This is a genomic window from bacterium, from assembly GCA_016703265.1.
Classification (GTDB): domain Bacteria; phylum Krumholzibacteriota; class Krumholzibacteriia; order LZORAL124-64-63; family LZORAL124-64-63; genus CAINDZ01.
On record JADJCK010000006.1, the window covers coordinates 314,912 to 329,954 of the forward strand.

Annotated in this window: 12 protein-coding genes; 1 reads left to right on the plus strand and 11 read right to left on the minus strand. The window is 69.4% G+C overall.

Features of this window, described 5'->3' with window-relative positions; translation table 11 throughout:
- Window positions 1-37: 37 nt before the first annotated feature.
- Window positions 38-448 (plus strand): prepilin-type N-terminal cleavage/methylation domain-containing protein, encoded by a 411-nt coding sequence (locus IPG61_13105; protein MBK6734994.1) that lies wholly within the window; start codon window positions 38-40, stop codon window positions 446-448.
- A 113-nt stretch (window positions 449-561) separates the two neighbouring features.
- Here IPG61_13105 and IPG61_13110 read toward each other — a convergent pair whose 3' ends face one another.
- The 11 genes from IPG61_13110 to IPG61_13160 all read right to left on the minus strand — a co-directional run bounded on the left by IPG61_13110 (window position 562) and on the right by IPG61_13160 (window position 14,864).
- Window positions 562-2,040, minus strand: coding sequence for a proline--tRNA ligase (locus IPG61_13110; protein ID MBK6734995.1), 1,479 nt, complete (start codon window positions 2,038-2,040; stop codon window positions 562-564).
- Window positions 2,041-2,152: 112 nt separating this feature from the next.
- On the minus strand, window positions 2,153-3,622 hold the full coding sequence (locus IPG61_13115; GenBank protein ID MBK6734996.1) for an HDOD domain-containing protein: 1,470 nt from the start codon (window positions 3,620-3,622) through the stop codon (window positions 2,153-2,155).
- A 119-nt stretch (window positions 3,623-3,741) separates the two neighbouring features.
- Window positions 3,742-4,548 carry a methyltransferase domain-containing protein gene (locus tag IPG61_13120; protein ID MBK6734997.1) on the minus strand — a complete coding sequence of 269 codons (807 nt, stop codon included), beginning with the start codon at window positions 4,546-4,548 and terminating at the stop codon, window positions 3,742-3,744.
- Window positions 4,549-4,668: 120 nt separating this feature from the next.
- A complete protein-coding gene (locus IPG61_13125; protein MBK6734998.1) occupies window positions 4,669-5,940 on the minus strand; it encodes a hypothetical protein in 1,272 nt (423 codons plus the stop codon).
- A 4-nt stretch (window positions 5,941-5,944) separates the two neighbouring features.
- On the minus strand, window positions 5,945-6,952 hold the full coding sequence (locus tag IPG61_13130) for a hypothetical protein (GenBank protein ID MBK6734999.1): 1,008 nt from the start codon (window positions 6,950-6,952) through the stop codon (window positions 5,945-5,947).
- Between the two features lie 263 nt (window positions 6,953-7,215).
- On the minus strand, window positions 7,216-8,562 hold the full coding sequence (locus IPG61_13135) for a sigma-54-dependent Fis family transcriptional regulator (protein ID MBK6735000.1): 1,347 nt from the start codon (window positions 8,560-8,562) through the stop codon (window positions 7,216-7,218).
- Window positions 8,563-8,584: 22 nt separating this feature from the next.
- Entirely contained in the window at window positions 8,585-9,949 is a 1,365-nt protein-coding gene (locus IPG61_13140) for a hypothetical protein (protein MBK6735001.1), read from the minus strand.
- On the minus strand, window positions 9,946-10,857 hold the full coding sequence (lipA, locus tag IPG61_13145; protein MBK6735002.1) for a lipoyl synthase: 912 nt from the start codon (window positions 10,855-10,857) through the stop codon (window positions 9,946-9,948). Before lipA ends, IPG61_13140 begins: the two co-directional genes overlap by 4 nt.
- A gap of 92 nt (window positions 10,858-10,949) precedes the next feature.
- Window positions 10,950-11,825 carry an MBL fold metallo-hydrolase gene (locus IPG61_13150; GenBank protein MBK6735003.1) on the minus strand — a complete coding sequence of 292 codons (876 nt, stop codon included), beginning with the start codon at window positions 11,823-11,825 and terminating at the stop codon, window positions 10,950-10,952.
- Between the two features lie 193 nt (window positions 11,826-12,018).
- Window positions 12,019-13,017, minus strand: coding sequence for a 2-oxoacid:ferredoxin oxidoreductase subunit beta (locus tag IPG61_13155; protein MBK6735004.1), 999 nt, complete (start codon window positions 13,015-13,017; stop codon window positions 12,019-12,021).
- The gene (locus IPG61_13160) at window positions 13,014-14,864 is read right to left on the minus strand and encodes a 2-oxoacid:acceptor oxidoreductase subunit alpha (GenBank protein ID MBK6735005.1); all 1,851 of its coding nucleotides are present in this window, start codon (window positions 14,862-14,864) and stop codon (window positions 13,014-13,016) included. Before IPG61_13160 ends, IPG61_13155 begins: the two co-directional genes overlap by 4 nt.
- Between the last annotated feature and the right edge of the window lie 179 nt (window positions 14,865-15,043).

Below are 15,043 nucleotides of genomic sequence, written 5' to 3' on the forward strand. Positions count from 1 at the left end.
AGATCTGGTTTCCTGACGCCCGCAGGAGGAAGCACCCATGAAGCACAGCGAAGGTTTCACCCTGATCGAGTTGATGATCGTGGTGGTGATCATCGGCATCCTGGCTTCGATCGCCATTCCGAACTTCATCAGCATGCAGGACCGGGCCCGCGAGGCCAAGGTGCGGACGCATTCCCATTCCCTGCAGCTGGCCGCCGAGGACTACGCGGTCAGGAACAACGGGATCTATTCGGACGCCGGCGCGGATCTCCAGCCCCTGCTGCCGGGCGGCGCCCTGCTGGACAATGCCTACACCACCGCCATCAGCGAACCCCAGTTCGGGGCTCCCGCGGCCTCGACCGGGCAGATCGGCATCGTGGCCATTCTCCAGGGCGGCGTACCGGTCGGCTATACAATCAACGGGTTCGGCCGGACCGTCGAGGTCATCAATTTCACGAGCGGCAGCTGATCGCAGCCGCATCCGGGACAAAAAGGCGCCCGCCGGGATACGGCGGGCGCCTGTCATTTACCTCTTCATTATGAACAGAAGCATTCAACGCCGCGACAGCCCGGCACGCGGGGTCAGTAGGACTGCGCGAAGACCACCCGGCCGATGGACGGCTTGCCGCAGTGCACGCAGCTGCCGGGCGTCTCGTCGCGGACGAGCGGCAGGTTCCGGATGGTGACCTTCGTCTCTTCCTGGACCGCCTTCTCGCAGTCGCCGTCGCCGCACCAGTGGCATTCGGCGAAGCCGCCGGGGCCGGCAAACAGCGCCAGGAACGCCTCCCAGGAATCGATCACGTGCGTGTTCTCGCGCCGGCGCTGCAGGGCCCGGTCGAAGAGGTCCTGCTGGATGCGCGCCAGTTCCGCGGCCACCGCTTCGGCCAGCTGCTGGAAACCCACGGCCTCCTTCTTCCGGTCGTGGCGGGCCACCATCATCACCTGCTGGCCGGCCAGGTCGCGGGGCCCGAGCTCGATGCGCAGGGGCACGCCCTTGCGCTCCCACTCCGCGTACTTCCAGCCTGGCCGCATGTTGTCGCGCTTGTCAACGTGCACCGGGCCCACGGCCGCGCGCAGCTGGACCGCCAGGCCTTCGGCCGCGGCGCAGACCTGCGCCATCTCTTCCTCGTTCTTCCAGATCGGCACGATCACGGCCTTGGTGCCGGCAATGCGCGGCGGGAGCACGAGGCCCTCGTCATCGCTGTGCGTCATGATGAGGGCGCCGATGATGCGCGTGCTCATGCCCCAGCTCGTGGCCCACACGTGCTCGACCTTGCCTTCGGCATCCTGGTACTTCACGTCGAAGGCCTTGGCGAAGTTCTGCCCCAGGTCATGGCTCGTGGCCGCCTGCAGCGCCTTGCCGTCCTGCATCATCGCCTCGATCGAGAACGTCTCGACGGCGCCGGCAAAGCGCTCGTTCGCCGTCTTGACGCCCTTGATCACCGGCATGGCGAGGATCTCCTCGGCGAACCAGCTGTAGACATCGAGCATCTGCAGCGTCTCTGCACGGGCCTCCGCCGCCGTGGCGTGCGCGGTGTGGCCTTCCTGCCAGAGGAACTCGGCCGTGCGCAGGAACATGCGCGTGCGCATCTCCCAGCGCATCACGTTGGCCCACTGGTTGATCAGGATGGGCAGGTCGCGATAGCTCTGGATCCACTTGCGGTACATGTCCCAGATGACCGTCTCGCTGGTGGGGCGGATGACGTACTCCTCCTCCAGCTTGCTGTCGGGGTCAGGGATCACCGTCGTCTTGCCGTTCACCGTGACCTGCTTCAGGCGGTGGTGCGTGACGATGGCGCATTCCTTGGCGAAGCCCTCCACGTGCTCGGCTTCGCGCGCGAGGAAGCTCTTCGGGATCAGCAGCGGGAAGTACGCATTGACGTGCCCGAGCTCCTTGAACTTCGCGTCGAGGATCCGCTGGATGTTCTCCCAGATGGCATAGCCGTTGGGACGGATGACCATGCAACCGCGCACCGGGCTGTTGTCGGCCAGCTCGGCGGCCTGGATGACGTCCTGGTACCAGCGGCTGTAGTCGTCCGAACGCTTGCAGATCTCGGCCATGCCGAACCCTCTTTCCGGGCTGCGGGAGTCGTGGCGACGCCTGGAGCGGCGCACAGGGAACGAGGGAAGATAGCACGCGTGCGGCGGGCAGCCAAGTCGGGCCGGGTCCCGGTCAAACCGCAGGCGACGGGCGGCAGGTGCCGAGCACCAGGGCCGCCTGCGTGGCCAGCCCGGCCAGTTCGCTCGCCTGCTCGGCCACGATGTCGGCGCCGTCGGGACCGGCGTCGCCGTAGAGAACCGCCAGCACGCCCCCGTGCGTCGAGACCGGCGCTACGGCAAACCCGGCGCAGCGGGCGGCTGCCAGCAGTTCCGTGCCGGCCAGGCCCTGATAGGCGGGGCTGGCCGCCATCGGCACGTGGAAGGCGCGGTGCTCCAGCACAGCCAGGGCCAGCGCACCCGAGCTGCGCGTCAGGGGCAGCGCCAGGTGCGGCGCCAGTTCCAAGGCGCCCTCGCCGGCGCACAAGGCCGGCACCAGGCTGCGGGTCCGCTGGTCGACCGTCAACAGGACCACGCGCTTGAAGCCGAGGATGTCGACGGCACCGTCCAGGATGGCTTCCAGCAGTTCGTCGCCATCGCAATCGTCGGCGATCCCGGAACCGACGCGCCGGTAGAGTTCGAGTTGCGCCGCGGTGCGGCGCGCCAGCTCTGCCGGCGGTATCGCCGCCGGGGCCACCACGGCGCTGCCGGCGCGATTGACCAGCTGGCCGTAGTCCATCAGGTCGCCGACGCCGTGCCCGATGCATGCGGCCAGCTCGGCGATCTCGTCGGCAGCGCGCAGCAGGATCTCCTCCATGCGCGCGCCGGGAATCCCCAGCGCGCGGGCGGCCGCGCGCGTGACCGCCTGTTCCCGCACATGCAGTTCCGGTTCGCAGGTGAAGTGGCTGATGGCGTCGGCGTAGACGATGACGCCCAGCAGCGGATCCAGGTCGCGGGGCGGATGCAGGGGATCGATGTCGTGGTGATCGCCGATCGCGTTCTGCAGCTCGACCGGCAGCTTCCAGCGGGCGGCCAGCCGCCGGCCGGCCCGATCGTGGGTGATGCCGAAGTGCCGGCGCTCGGCCTCCAGCGAGGGCTCGCCTTCCGTCATGTCGCGCAGCACCAGGTCCATGTGCGAGGGCGAGCACTCGAGGAGCACGACCTTGCCGATGTCGTGAACGAGCGCGGTCACGTACGCTTCTTCCGGCGCGACCTTGCGCGAGGCCTCGGCCAGCACCTGGGCGAACCCCGCACAGACCAGCGAATGCCGCGTGATCGTGGAAAGGTATGGCGAACGCGAGAGCTTGCTCATCATGTCGAATACCGAGAGCCCGAGCGCCAGCTTGCAGACAGCCTCGAAGCCCATGACGATGACGGCGCGCCGCACCGTGCGGATCTGTTCCTGGTTGCGGCGCTGGTAGAACGCGCTGTTGACGACCTTGAGCACGCGCAACGTCAAGGCCTGGTCGTTGAGGACGCTGGCGGCCAGGTCGTCGGCGCACGACTTACTGTCGGCGGCCACTTTCTGGATGCCCAGCAGCGTCTGCGGAAGGCTGGGCAGGTCGCCCATCTTCTCGATCTGCTCGAAGACCGCCGACGAGTTCATGCGTGACCACCCCGGCCCGGGAACTGGGCATCGCAGCGCCGGGTCGGCGCCGGAAGCGCGGCAGATGCGCCTCTGCCGTAAGCGGTGATCGGCCGGGAACCGGGAATCTTGACGATGGGCTACAGCTTGCGCGCCATCCAGTAGCGCTCGTCGGGGTCGATGCCGAACCGGGTGCGGTCCGCGGCCGTAACGGCATCGCGCGCGACCACTTCGGTGACCTGCCAGCCCGGCCGTTCCAGCAAGGCGCCGAAATCGGGCGCGAACTGCCAGGCGTGGGCGTGGGCCCGGTAACGGTCGATGGGAATGCGACGGCTGTGCGCCAGTCCCGGCTCGAGCGGCACCTGGAGCCAGGCGGTCCCGCCGGGCACCAGCACACGCTGGAGTTCGTCGATGCACATGTCCAGTTCGGCGATGTGCTCCAGGACGTGGCTGCAGAAGACCCAGTCCACCGTACCGTTGCCCAGCGGCGTGCGGCGCAGGTCGGCCGCGAAGTCGGGGGCAAAGCGGGGATCGCCAGCGTCGATGTCGCACCGGAAGCAGCGGGCCAGGCCTTCGTGCTCGAGCAGGAATCGAAGCGCCGGCGACAGCGAGAACCCGACGATCGTCGCGGGCGCCCGGCCGCGCGCGGCCAGTTCGCCGCGCACGCCCAGCACGAGCAGCCGCTGCCGGTCGAAGGCGCCGCATCCCGGGCAGATGCAGTGCCGGATCACCTCGTCGCCGGACAGGAAGTTGCGGAAGCTCCGGCCGCGCCAGCCGCACACCGGGCACTCGCGGGTAGCGGCCCGACGGGGCCGATCCAGCGCCGCCAGCGCCAGGTTCTCGACGGCGCCACCGATCACGCGCGCCGCCATCCCCGGATGACGCCACCAGCAGGCCGGTGAACGGCTGTCGAGCAGGGTCTCGCGGACGAACTGCACTGCGGGCACGACGGGACTGCTCCGGGAGGGATGCGACGGACCGATACGGGAAGCGGCATGATAGCAGTGGAGCGCCGCGGACGAAAGCCCGCGTTGAGGACCGGCTCATCCGCCCCCGGGGGCCCGCCGTCAGGGCCGCCAGACCAGCCGCAGACTGGCGAAACCGAGTGAGACATCATCCGCGGGTTCCGCGTGCCGTTCCGGCTCCCAGCTGCCCAGGACCGAGAGCGACAGGTCCGCCGCCAGCCGGTAGTCCGCCAGCAGCCACAGGCGCCAGTAGTTGAAATCGGTCCAGGGCGTCCATTCGTCACCGGAAGTCGGCTCACGATGGTCGCGACGGCCGTACTCGACCGTGCAGGAACCGGACAGGCGCGAGCCGAACGCCTCCAGCCCGCCGCGTAACCCGGCCTGCGTGTACGATTCGGAGGATTCGCCGGTGTCGAAGCGCTCGGCTGCCAGGCCGAGGAGCCACTGCAGGGACAGCACATCGCCGCACCGGACGCCGGCCAGCCCGGCCAGGCGCCAGCTGTCCTGGTAGGCATCGGTGGTGCTGCCGTAGTCCCAGCGCTCGGCCTGCGCTTCCAGCACCAGTTCGCCCCCGGCCGCCGGCAGGTGGCCGGCGGCATCCAGCCAATGCAGCCAGGCGTCGGGACGCACGGTCGTCTCGGCGGCAAGGCGATGTTCACTGCGCAGGTACAGGCGCGCCGAGCCTCCCTCGCCGAGGGCGCGCGCGGCATCCGCCTCCACGCTCCACGAGCGGCGATCGATCACGGTGGAATCGGGGTACGTGCGCGACGCGTTCCGGATGGCCAGCAGCCAGGTCGCCTCGCCGAGGCCCCGCGAACGGACGCCGGCGCCCAACCCCACCTCCCGCAGGTTCTGCTCCAGCGGTGAGCTGCGCGCGAACGCCGTCGAGGTGGCCCAGCCCTGGACGAACAACTCGCCGCCTTCGCGGGCCAGCGGCACGGCCTGGCCGTCGAGGCGGCCTTCCAACTGGTCGCTCGATCCGGAGTCGTCGGTGACGCCGCGGTACTGCAGGCCGTGGACGCGCACACCGGCGCGCACCCGGGTCACCCCGCCGTGGTCCACCCCGCGCCAGTCCGCCTCGAGCCTCTCCCGGTAGAGGTCGCTGCCCGCCGAGCCCTCCACGCGCAGCCGCCAGGCGCGGCGCGATCCGGGCGCCGAACGGCCCTCCCAGCCCAGTTGCACGCGGAGTTCGCTGACGGTCTCGCTGGTGTCGGCGTCGGCCAGGGCGTAGGTGTGGGTGAAGCTGTCGTAGCCGACGGCGGCGTCCCACGACCAGGCAGGGCCGGCAGGCGCCACCTGCGCGCGCGCAGACGGCGCGCCGACCGGCAGCGCACCGAGAAGAACCAGGATTGCCAGGTGGGAACGCGCCGGCATGGTGTCAGCGCAGCCCCCGCCCGGCCTGTTCCAGGAGTTCGTGGGCGGAGCGGAGATGCCGCAGGGCCACGCCGGGACGTCCTTCCTTGAGTGCTCGCGCCGCGGCCTCGCGCTGTTCCAGCGCCCGCTCGAACGCCCGCAACCCGGGTCCGTCGCCGGCGTCACGCACCGCTCCGGCCAATTCGCCGGCTCGTTCGTCGAAACGGGCCAGCAGGCGTGACACCGCCTCGGCATCGGGGCGTTCACCGGCCTCGGCCAGCGCCCGTTGCGCCAGGCGACGGGCAAGGGCCGCATGCTGCAGCACCAGGCCCGGCTCGCCGGCAGACGCAGCTTCCTCTGCCCGCTCCAGCGCCGTTCGGGCTTCGGCCACGGTTGCCAGGACGCCGGCGTCGGCACCGGACAGGCGGGACTCCGCGTCGTCCACCAGTTGCCGCGTCCGCTCCAGGTCCTGGCGCAGCCGCTCCGGCCCGGCGCCCTCGGCCAGCAGGCGCGCCGCCTTGCGCAACAGGTCGTCAGCCTGCTCCAGGAGTTTCAAGGCCAGCTGCAGGTCGCCCTGCGTGGTGCGCTCGCCGGCGCGGCGGGCCTGTTCCTGCGCCTGCTCAAGCAGGTCGGAAGCGCGACCGGGTGCCCCTTCGCGGGCTCGCTCCGCCAGTTGTCCGTACTGGTCATCGAAACGCTCGCGACGCAGCCGGAGCCGCTCCTCGAGGCCGGCAGCGTCCCGCGCGAGGCGCACCGAATGCCACATGGCGTCCCGGGCCCGTCGCCCCACGGCGAACGCGTCGAGCGGCCTCTGGCGCGACATCAGGTCCCGGCTCCGCTCCTGCAGTTGGCTTGCACGGTCCAGCACACGCCGCGCCTGGTCGCTGCCGCTCTGGCCCACCAGGTCACCGGCCCAGTCGAGCAGTTCATCGGTGCGGTCGAGGTAGGCCCGCAACTCCTCACCGGCGCCCTGCGCGTGGACATCGCCGGCCAGCGGGAGCCCGAGGAACAGGACCAGGACCAACGACAACACCGGTGCGGCCCCGATACCCCGCCAACTGTTGCCACGGTGCCCTCTCAGCCTGCAGGCTTTCATGAGCCGCCTCGCTTCCCGTTCCTGACCAGATCTCGGGCCAACCCGGGGATCATGCACGGCCTGTGCCAGTGTCGACGCCCCCCGATGATTCGCAAGACGTTGCTGCAAAATCTGTTACAACAGGCTAACGGCAACCACAATGCCGGCGATGGCCGCTTGCGTACCTGGGAGTACGCTGACGCGCGGCAGGGAACAGCCGGCTACTGCTCATGACCGGCGTCCATCCCGAGCATCTTCATGCGCGAGTACATGGCCCGCCGTGTGATGCCCAGCATCTGCGCGGCCGCCGTCTTGCTGCCGCCCGCGCGTCGCAGCGCCTCGGTAATGAGAGCACGCGCATTGCGCTCGAGGTCGAGATCCTCGGGCAGGGTCGGCGCCGGGGTGCGGCTTCGCCCGCCGACATCGAGCTGCACGTGGCTGTCGGCCAGCGGGGACGGCCCGGCCAGGATGTGCGCGCGTTCGACCAGGTTGCGCAGCTCGCGCACGTTGCCGGGCCAGGCGTGCGCGCGCAGGCGGGGCAGCGCCGATTCGGGCAGGGCATTCTCCCTGCGGCCGATGCGCGCCAGGAAATGCGCAGCCAGCAGCGGGATGTCATCGAGGCGCTCGCGCAGCGGCGGCACGTCGAGCGGAAACACGAGCAGCCGATAGTAGAGATCCTCGCGGAACGCACCGGCCCGAATCGCTTCTTCCAAGGGGCGGTTCGTCGAGGCGATCACGCGCACATCGACCTGACGTTCGAGGGGATCACCGACGCGGTTGATCTTGCGTTCCTCGAGCACGCGCAGAAGTTTCGCCTGCACCGCGGCGCCTGCTTCGCCGATCTCGTCGAGCAGGAGCGTGCCGCCCCGCGCAGCCTCGAACAACCCCTCGCGATCGCGGTCGGCGCCGGTAAAGGCGCCTTGCCGGTAGCCGAACAGTTCGCTTTCCAGCAGCGTCTCGGCGATCGCCGCGCAGTTCACCGCAACGAAGGGACCGGCAGCACGCCCGCTGGCCGCATGCAGTGCCCGCGCCGCGACCTCCTTGCCGGTGCCGCTCTCGCCGCGGATCAGCACCGTGGCGTCCGAGGGAGCCACCTGGGCGATCAGGCCGCGCAGGGCCACCGTCGCCGGCGCCGAACCCACGACCTCGGGCCCGCCGCCCAGCTGCGCCACGGCGCGGTGCAGCGCCCGGTTCTCGCGCGCCAGCCCGACGGCCGCGGCAGCGCCTTCCACGACGTGCGCCACTTCCTGGAAGTTGAACGGCTTCGTCAGGTAGTGGTGCGCGCCCTGTTGCAGGGCCTCGACCGCACCCTTCACCTCGGGGTACGCCGTCAGGATGACGACCGCGGTGTCGGGGCTGTGTTCACGGGCGCCGGCCAGCACGGCCATGCCGTCGACCGGTTCCATGCGCAGGTCGGTCAGCACGACATCGAAGCGGCCGCCGGGCAACATCGCGAGAGCCTCGGCGCCGCCGGCGGCGGTGACGACATCATGGCCCCGATGCGCCAGGGCAGACTTCAGCAAAACCACGAGTTTCGGTTCATCATCGACGATCAACAGCCTGGCCAAGTCCGCGTCCTTTCAAAGTCCTTCAGATGCCGTCCCGGGCCGGCAGCAGCGGCAGCGTGATCACGGCTACGGCGCCACGCCGGTCGGACCGGTCGCGCAATTCCAGCGAGCCGCCCATATCCTCCACGATGCGTCGCGAAATGGCCAGCCCCAGCCCGCTGCCCTTCTCCTTCGTGGTGCGGAAGGGCTCGAACAGGCGCTGCCGGTCAAGTCTGCCAAGGCCGGTCCCCTCGTCGGCGACCGTCACCAGGACCTGTGACCCGTCCGCGGACTCCACGCAGTCGATCCGCACCAGCCCGCCGCCCGGCATCGCATCGCGCGCGTTGAGCAGCAGGTTGAGGCACACCTGCTGCAATCGACGCGGATCGCCGCGGACCAGCCCGCACCCGGCAACGCCCGGGCCCGAGACGGTAACGCCCGTGGTTGCCAGTTCGTCGGCGACAAGGCGCACGCCGCGCGACATGACGGCCACGACGTCGAAATCCTCGGCCGGCCCCGGCTGGTCGGTGCCGAACGACAGGTAGCCGTTCAGGATGCGATCGAGGCGATCGACCTCTTCGGGGATGAATGTCGCCACCTCGTCCTGGATGCCCGCGTCGGACAGGACGCGCTCGAGGTGTTGCCCGGCGCCGCGGATGATGCCCAGGGGATTGCGGATCTCGTGGGCGATGCCGGCGGTCATGCGCCCCATGGCGGCCAGGTTCTCCTGCCGGCGGGCAGCCTCGCGCGCGCGTCCGAGCGCCGCGACGATCCGCTGCAGGGCCACCCCGAGCGCCGCCAGGACGGCCAGGACCACGGCCACCGTCAATCCCGCGGCCCGGCGCAGGCGTTCGAGGGCGGCGAAAAAATCGGGGTTGCCGCTGACCGTGAGCACGCCGACCTGGTAGGTGCCCTCAGCCGAGAAATTGAAGACGGGAGCGTGCGCCGATTTCTGGAACGTCCCGGACGCGTGCGGCGAACGGTAGAGCGGCCCCGCAGCGGCCACGCCGCCCCGCGCCGCGGCCACGGCCCCAGGATCCAGGGCCAGGAACGCGTTCGCCTCGCCGACCCGCAACGCCGGTGACGTGCTCATCAGGACCAGGCCCGATTCGGCATCGGTCAACGTGATCTCGGCCAGGGACTCGGCCCGCTGGATGTCGGCACAGACGGCAGCCAGGTCCTCGAGGTAGGCCGTGCCGCCGCTGTCGGCGACCGTCGCCAGGAAGACCTGCTGGCCGTCGCAGAGCGTCGCGACGCTGCGGGCCACACCCAGCAGGCGCTGCCCCATGGCTTCGTCGAGCTTCTGGCGGGAACCGTCGTAGAGGTGGCGCAGGCCGAGAAAGACAGCCAGGAGGATCGCGGCGTAGGCCAGGGCCGCCCACGTGAGCCAGCGGCGGCCGGCGGTCATCCGGCGCCGGCGCCGGCGGCGCCCGTGGAGCCGGATGAACGCTCATCCACCCCGGACTGCTCGCGCGCGTGGTAGCTGGAGCGCACGAGCGGGCCCGACTCGACCCACTCGATCCCGAGCGCGCGGCCGGCCTCGGCATAGCGGTCGAACTCGTCCGGTGTGACCCAGCGGGTGACCGGATGATGCTGCGCGGTCGGCTGCAGGTACTGGCCGATGGTCAGGGTCCTGATGCCATGCGCTGCGGCGTCGCGCATCAGGTCGAGCACCTCGTCGTAGGTCTCACCGACGCCGACCATGATGCCGGTCTTGACCCGGACGGCGGCCTCGAAACCGTCGGCCCACTGGCGCGCGCGGCTGAGCACCTGCAGCGACCGGCGATAGTCCGCCTGCGGCCGCAGCGCCGGGTAGAGCCGGGGCACCGTCTCGAGGTTGTGGTTGAGCACCTCGGGCCGTGCCTCCAGCACCGTCTCGAGCGCCAGGGGATCGCCCATGAAGTCGGGAATGAGCACTTCGACGCCGCAGCCCGGATTCAGGCGGCGGATCTGGCGGATCGTCGAGGCGAAATGCGCCGCGCCGCCGTCCGGCAGGTCGTCGCGATTGACGGACGTGACCACCGCGAAACGCAATGACAGTTCACGGACCGCCTCGGCCACACGCCTCGGTTCGTCATCGTCGACCTTCGCCACGCGGCCACCGGGAATGTTGCAGAACGTGCAGTGCCGCGTGCAGACATCGCCCAGCAACATGAAGGTGGCGGTGCGGCTGCTGAAGCACTCGCCGCGATTGGGACAGTTGGCACTCTCGCAGACGGTGTTCAGGCGCGACGTGCGCAGCAGGCGCTTGAGGTCGTTGTAGTCGGCCCCGCCCTGGCGCTTCATCCGCAGCCACTCCGGCTTGCGGGCTGTCAGGCCGCCGGCATCGGCAACCGCCGGCTCCGCCGACAGCAGCGGGAAATCGTCGTCCGGGCGCCGGTCGCCCGTGATGTCGCTCGTGTTGTCGCTCACGATGCCGCCCCGCCGGACGGGCGGCCGGCTGCCAGCGTGAAGACCTCGCCGGGCTGGAACCGGCCCTCGCTGAACTGCACGGTGGCGGCCTCGAAACGCGGGTCGTGCTCGAAGACCAGGACGTAGCCGTCCTCCGCAGCACGCGTCAGGAACTTCTTCTTCTCGGAGACCGTCAGCAGCGGGTTCAGGTCGAAGCCCATGATCCACGGCACGTGCAGCTGGCTGAGGAACGGGATCAGGTCGCCGACGAAGACGAGCACGCCCTGGCCGGTGTGGAACTCGACGAGCTGCTGGCCGGTCGTGTGGCCGTTGACGGGCGTCACGCGGACGCCGGGGAACAGCTCGGTGGCACCATCGACCATCTGCAGTTGCCCGCGCGATTCCAGGAGGGCGAAATCGTCCTTCCGGAAGCTCGCGCGGTCGCGCTCGCTCGGGTCGTGCGCCCAGTCCCAGTGCCGCTTCTGCACCCAGTGCCGCGCGTTCGGGAAGACGGGCTCCAGACCATCCTCGCCCTGGCGCAGGACTCCGCCCGCGTGGTCGAAATGAAGGTGTGTCAGGACCACGTCGGTGATCGACTCGCGGGTGATGCCGGCCTCGGCCAGTTCGGCCGTCAGCTGCCGGGGACGCCGTTCGATGCTGTAGATGCCGACCTGTTTCTCCGTCCAGCGGTCGCCCATGCCCGTGTCCACGAGCACGCGACGATCGCCCGACTCGGCCAGCAGGCAGCGCAGGTCCAGGTCGATGCGATTGCTCGCGTCGGCCGGGTGTTCCTTCTCCCAGAACACCTTGGGCACGACGCCGAACATGGCGCCGCCGTCGAGCTTGAAGCGCCCGTCATGGAAGGCCTGGAACTGCCAGTCGCCGATTCTCATCGTCCTCCGATCGTGTCCACGGGCGCCGCAGCGGCGCAGCGCCCCGCCCGCCGCAAGCATAACCCGGCCGCCGTGCGGCGGCAATGACGGGCTCGGCGCCCCCTCCCACGCGGGCCCCAAAAGGAAACGCCGCCCCGTGGGGCGGCGTTTCCGGGCGTCGGGCCGGCCGGTTTCGCTACCGACCTTCCGGTTCCTAGCCCACCGTCCAGCAGTCGGACGTGTAGAGCAGGTCCTTCAGCGCGCCGGGGCCGCGCTTCTGCGTGACGGTGGTGATCTGTTCACGCACGAGCTCGTCCAGCGTCGGCCGCTGCACGGAGCGGAAGACCCCGAACGGACGCGGCATGGTCGGGTCCGCATCGAGCTGGGTCATGACGAAAGCCGGACCCGCCGAGTCGACGGTCGGGTCCCAGACAGAAGCCTCGGCCGCCGGCACCACCTTGAGGGCGAAGCCGTCGATCTTGAGGCCCTTGTCCTGGTCCTTGCCGAAGACCATGGGCTGGTTGGGCTGGAGCATGATCGTCTGTTCGTCACGCGTCGTCTTGTCCGTCCAGTCCTTGAACGCGCCGTCATTGAAGATCACGCAGTTCTGCCAGACCTCGACGAAGGCCGCGCCCTTGTGGGCCGCCGCGGCCGCCAGGACTTCCTTCATGTGCTTGGGCTGGGTGTCCAGGGTGCGGGCCACGAACGTGGCGCCGGAGCCGAGGGCCAGCTGCAGCGGGTTGAACGGGGCGTCGACCGAGCCGAACGGCGACGTCTTCGTCTTCAGGCCCTGCGGCGACGTCGGCGAATACTGGCCCTTGGTCAGGCCGTAGATCTCGTTGTTGAACAGGATGATCTTCAGGTCCACGTTGCGCCGCAGCGAGTGGATCATGTGGTTGCCGCCGATCGACAGGCCGTCGCCGTCGCCGGTGATGACCCAGACCTGCAGGTCGGGGTTGGCAACCTTGACGCCGGTGGCGATCGCATTGGCGCGGCCGTGGATGCTGTGGAAGCCGTAGGTCTCCATGTAGTACGGGAAGCGGCTCGAACAGCCGATGCCCGACACCATGACCACGTTCTCACGCGCCACGCCGATATCCGCCAGCACCGCCTGGACACCGGCGATGATCGAGTAGTCCCCGCAACCCGGACACCAGCGGATCTCCTGATCCGACTTGAAGTCCTTGGCCTTCAACTGCTGGATCTCGCTCATGCCGTTTCCTCCAGGATCTTGCGGAAGTGCGCCTTCAGCTCGGGCGCGAAGAAGGGCTTGCCCTGAACCTTGTAGTGCGTCTCGAACTTGAACTGCGGGTACTCGCTCGTGAGCAGTCGCGCCGCCTGCCCGAAGTTCATCTCGGGAACGACGATGCGGCGCGCGCTCGCGAAGATCTCCGGCAACCCGTGCGGCAGCGGGTACATGTGCCGCATGTGCAGCCGTCCGATCTTCTTGCCCTCGCGCTGCAGGGCCTCGACCGAACTGCGGATGGCGCCGTACGTCGAGCCCCAGCCGACGACCAGCAGGTCCGGCGCGTCGGGCCCGTAGTAGGTCGGCGTCGGGATCGAGTCGCGGATCCCCATCACCTTGGCCAGGCGGGTCTCGCACATGATCTGGTGGTTCATCGGATCGTAGGAGACGTTGCCCGTATGCGCATCCTTCTCGAGGCCGCCAATGCGATGCATCAGCTCGGGCGTGCCGGGCTTGGCCCAGGCGCGCGCCAGCTTGGCGTCGCGGGTGTACGGCGTGTAGCCCTCGCGCTCGGTGACGAACTTGACCTCGAAGTGAGGCAGGTCCTCGATCGCCGGCAGCTTCCACGGCTCGGCGCCGTTGGCGATGTAGTTGTCGCTCAGCAGGATCACCGGCGTCATGTACTCGACGGCGATCCGGCAGGCCTCCACGGCGCATTCGAAGGAGTCGGCCGGGCAGGAACAGGCGACCACCGGGATGGGGGCCTCGCCGTTGCGGCCGAAGATCGACTGCAGCAGGTCGGCCTGCTCCACCTTGGTCGGCAGGCCCGTCGAGGGACCGCCACGCTGCACGTTGACAATGACCAGCGGCAGCTCGGTGATGACCGCCAGGCCCATCGCCTCGGTCTTCAGCGCGAGGCCGGGACCCGAGGTGGTCGTGATGCCCAGGTGGCCGGCGAACGAGGCGCCGATCGCCGTGCAGATACCGGCGATCTCGTCCTCCATCTGGCAGGTGATGACGCCGTGGTTCTTCATCAGCGACATGTACTGCAGGATGTCGGTGGCCGGCGTGATCGGGTACGAGCCAAGGAAGGCCTTGAGGCCCGCCAGCTCGGCGCCCGCGACCAGGCCCAGGGCCACAGCCTGATTGCCCATGATGTTGCGGTAGATGCCGGGCTCGACGTTGTCGACCTTCGGCACCTCGTAACGACCCTGGAACAGGCGCAGGAGCTCGCCGTGGTTGTAGCCGGCCTTCAGCGCGCGCGTGTTGGCGTCCAGCAGGTCCGGCTTCTTGCCGAACTTCTCGACGAGCCACTCCAGCGTTGGCTCGATGGGCCGGCTGAACAGCCAGTACATCATCCCCAGCGTGAAGAAGTTCTTGCAGCGCAGGACGTCCTTCTTGCCGAGCGGGGTCCCGGCCAATGCCTCGATCGTCCGCTGGTTGATATCTTCCTGGATGACGCGGAAGCCCGAGAGGGAGCCGTCGGTAAGCGGGTTGGTCTTGCAGTCGGCGCGCTCAAGATCCTTGTCGGTGAACGACCCCGTGTTCACCAGAACGATGCCGCCCGGCTTCAGATCCTTGTAGTTGATGATCAGCGCGGCGGGGTTCATTGCCACGAGCACGTCGGGCGCATCGCCCGGGGTGTAGATATCCGCCGAACTGAAATGGATCTGGTAACCGGAGACGCCGGCGCGCGTGCCGGCCGGGGCGCGGATCTCGGCGGGGAAGTCGGGGAACGTCGCGAGGTCGTTGCCGACCTTCGCCGTCGTGTCGGTGAACTGGGTGCCGGTCAGCTGCATGCCGTCGCCGGAGTCGCCGGCGAAGCGGATGGTGACGTCATCCTGCCGGATGAGTTCGCTGGTGTCGGAAGACATGAGGTCGGGTCGCCTCCTCGCCCCGGGGTCCTGCGCGGCCAGCGGGCAGGGACGGGACGCTCGGGTCCGGTAGGGGCCCGGCCGGACGGCCAGGCACGAGCCGGCCCCGGACCTGCGCCGACCAGTTCGAGGGCGGCGGCCCGACACCGGAAATGTGCCGCAAATCTATAACGGGGGCC

What these genes read in the sequence shown, in the direction of transcription:
- IPG61_13125 (MBK6734998.1), bottom strand. Translation starts at nt 5,940, where the DNA reads ATGCCGGCGCGTTCCCACCTGGCAATCCTGGTTCTTCTCGGTGCGCTG.
- IPG61_13115 (MBK6734996.1), bottom strand. Translation starts at nt 3,622, where the DNA reads ATGAACTCGTCGGCGGTCTTCGAGCAGATCGAGAAGATGGGCGACCTG.
- IPG61_13110 (MBK6734995.1), bottom strand. Translation starts at nt 2,040, where the DNA reads ATGGCCGAGATCTGCAAGCGTTCGGACGACTACAGCCGCTGGTACCAG.
- IPG61_13105 (MBK6734994.1), top strand. Translation starts at nt 38, where the DNA reads ATGAAGCACAGCGAAGGTTTCACCCTGATCGAGTTGATGATCGTGGTG.
- IPG61_13140 (MBK6735001.1), bottom strand. Translation starts at nt 9,949, where the DNA reads ATGACCGCCGGCCGCCGCTGGCTCACGTGGGCGGCCCTGGCCTACGCC.
- IPG61_13160 (MBK6735005.1), bottom strand. Translation starts at nt 14,864, where the DNA reads ATGTCTTCCGACACCAGCGAACTCATCCGGCAGGATGACGTCACCATC.
- IPG61_13150 (MBK6735003.1), bottom strand. Translation starts at nt 11,825, where the DNA reads ATGAGAATCGGCGACTGGCAGTTCCAGGCCTTCCATGACGGGCGCTTC.
- IPG61_13155 (MBK6735004.1), bottom strand. Translation starts at nt 13,017, where the DNA reads ATGAGCGAGATCCAGCAGTTGAAGGCCAAGGACTTCAAGTCGGATCAG.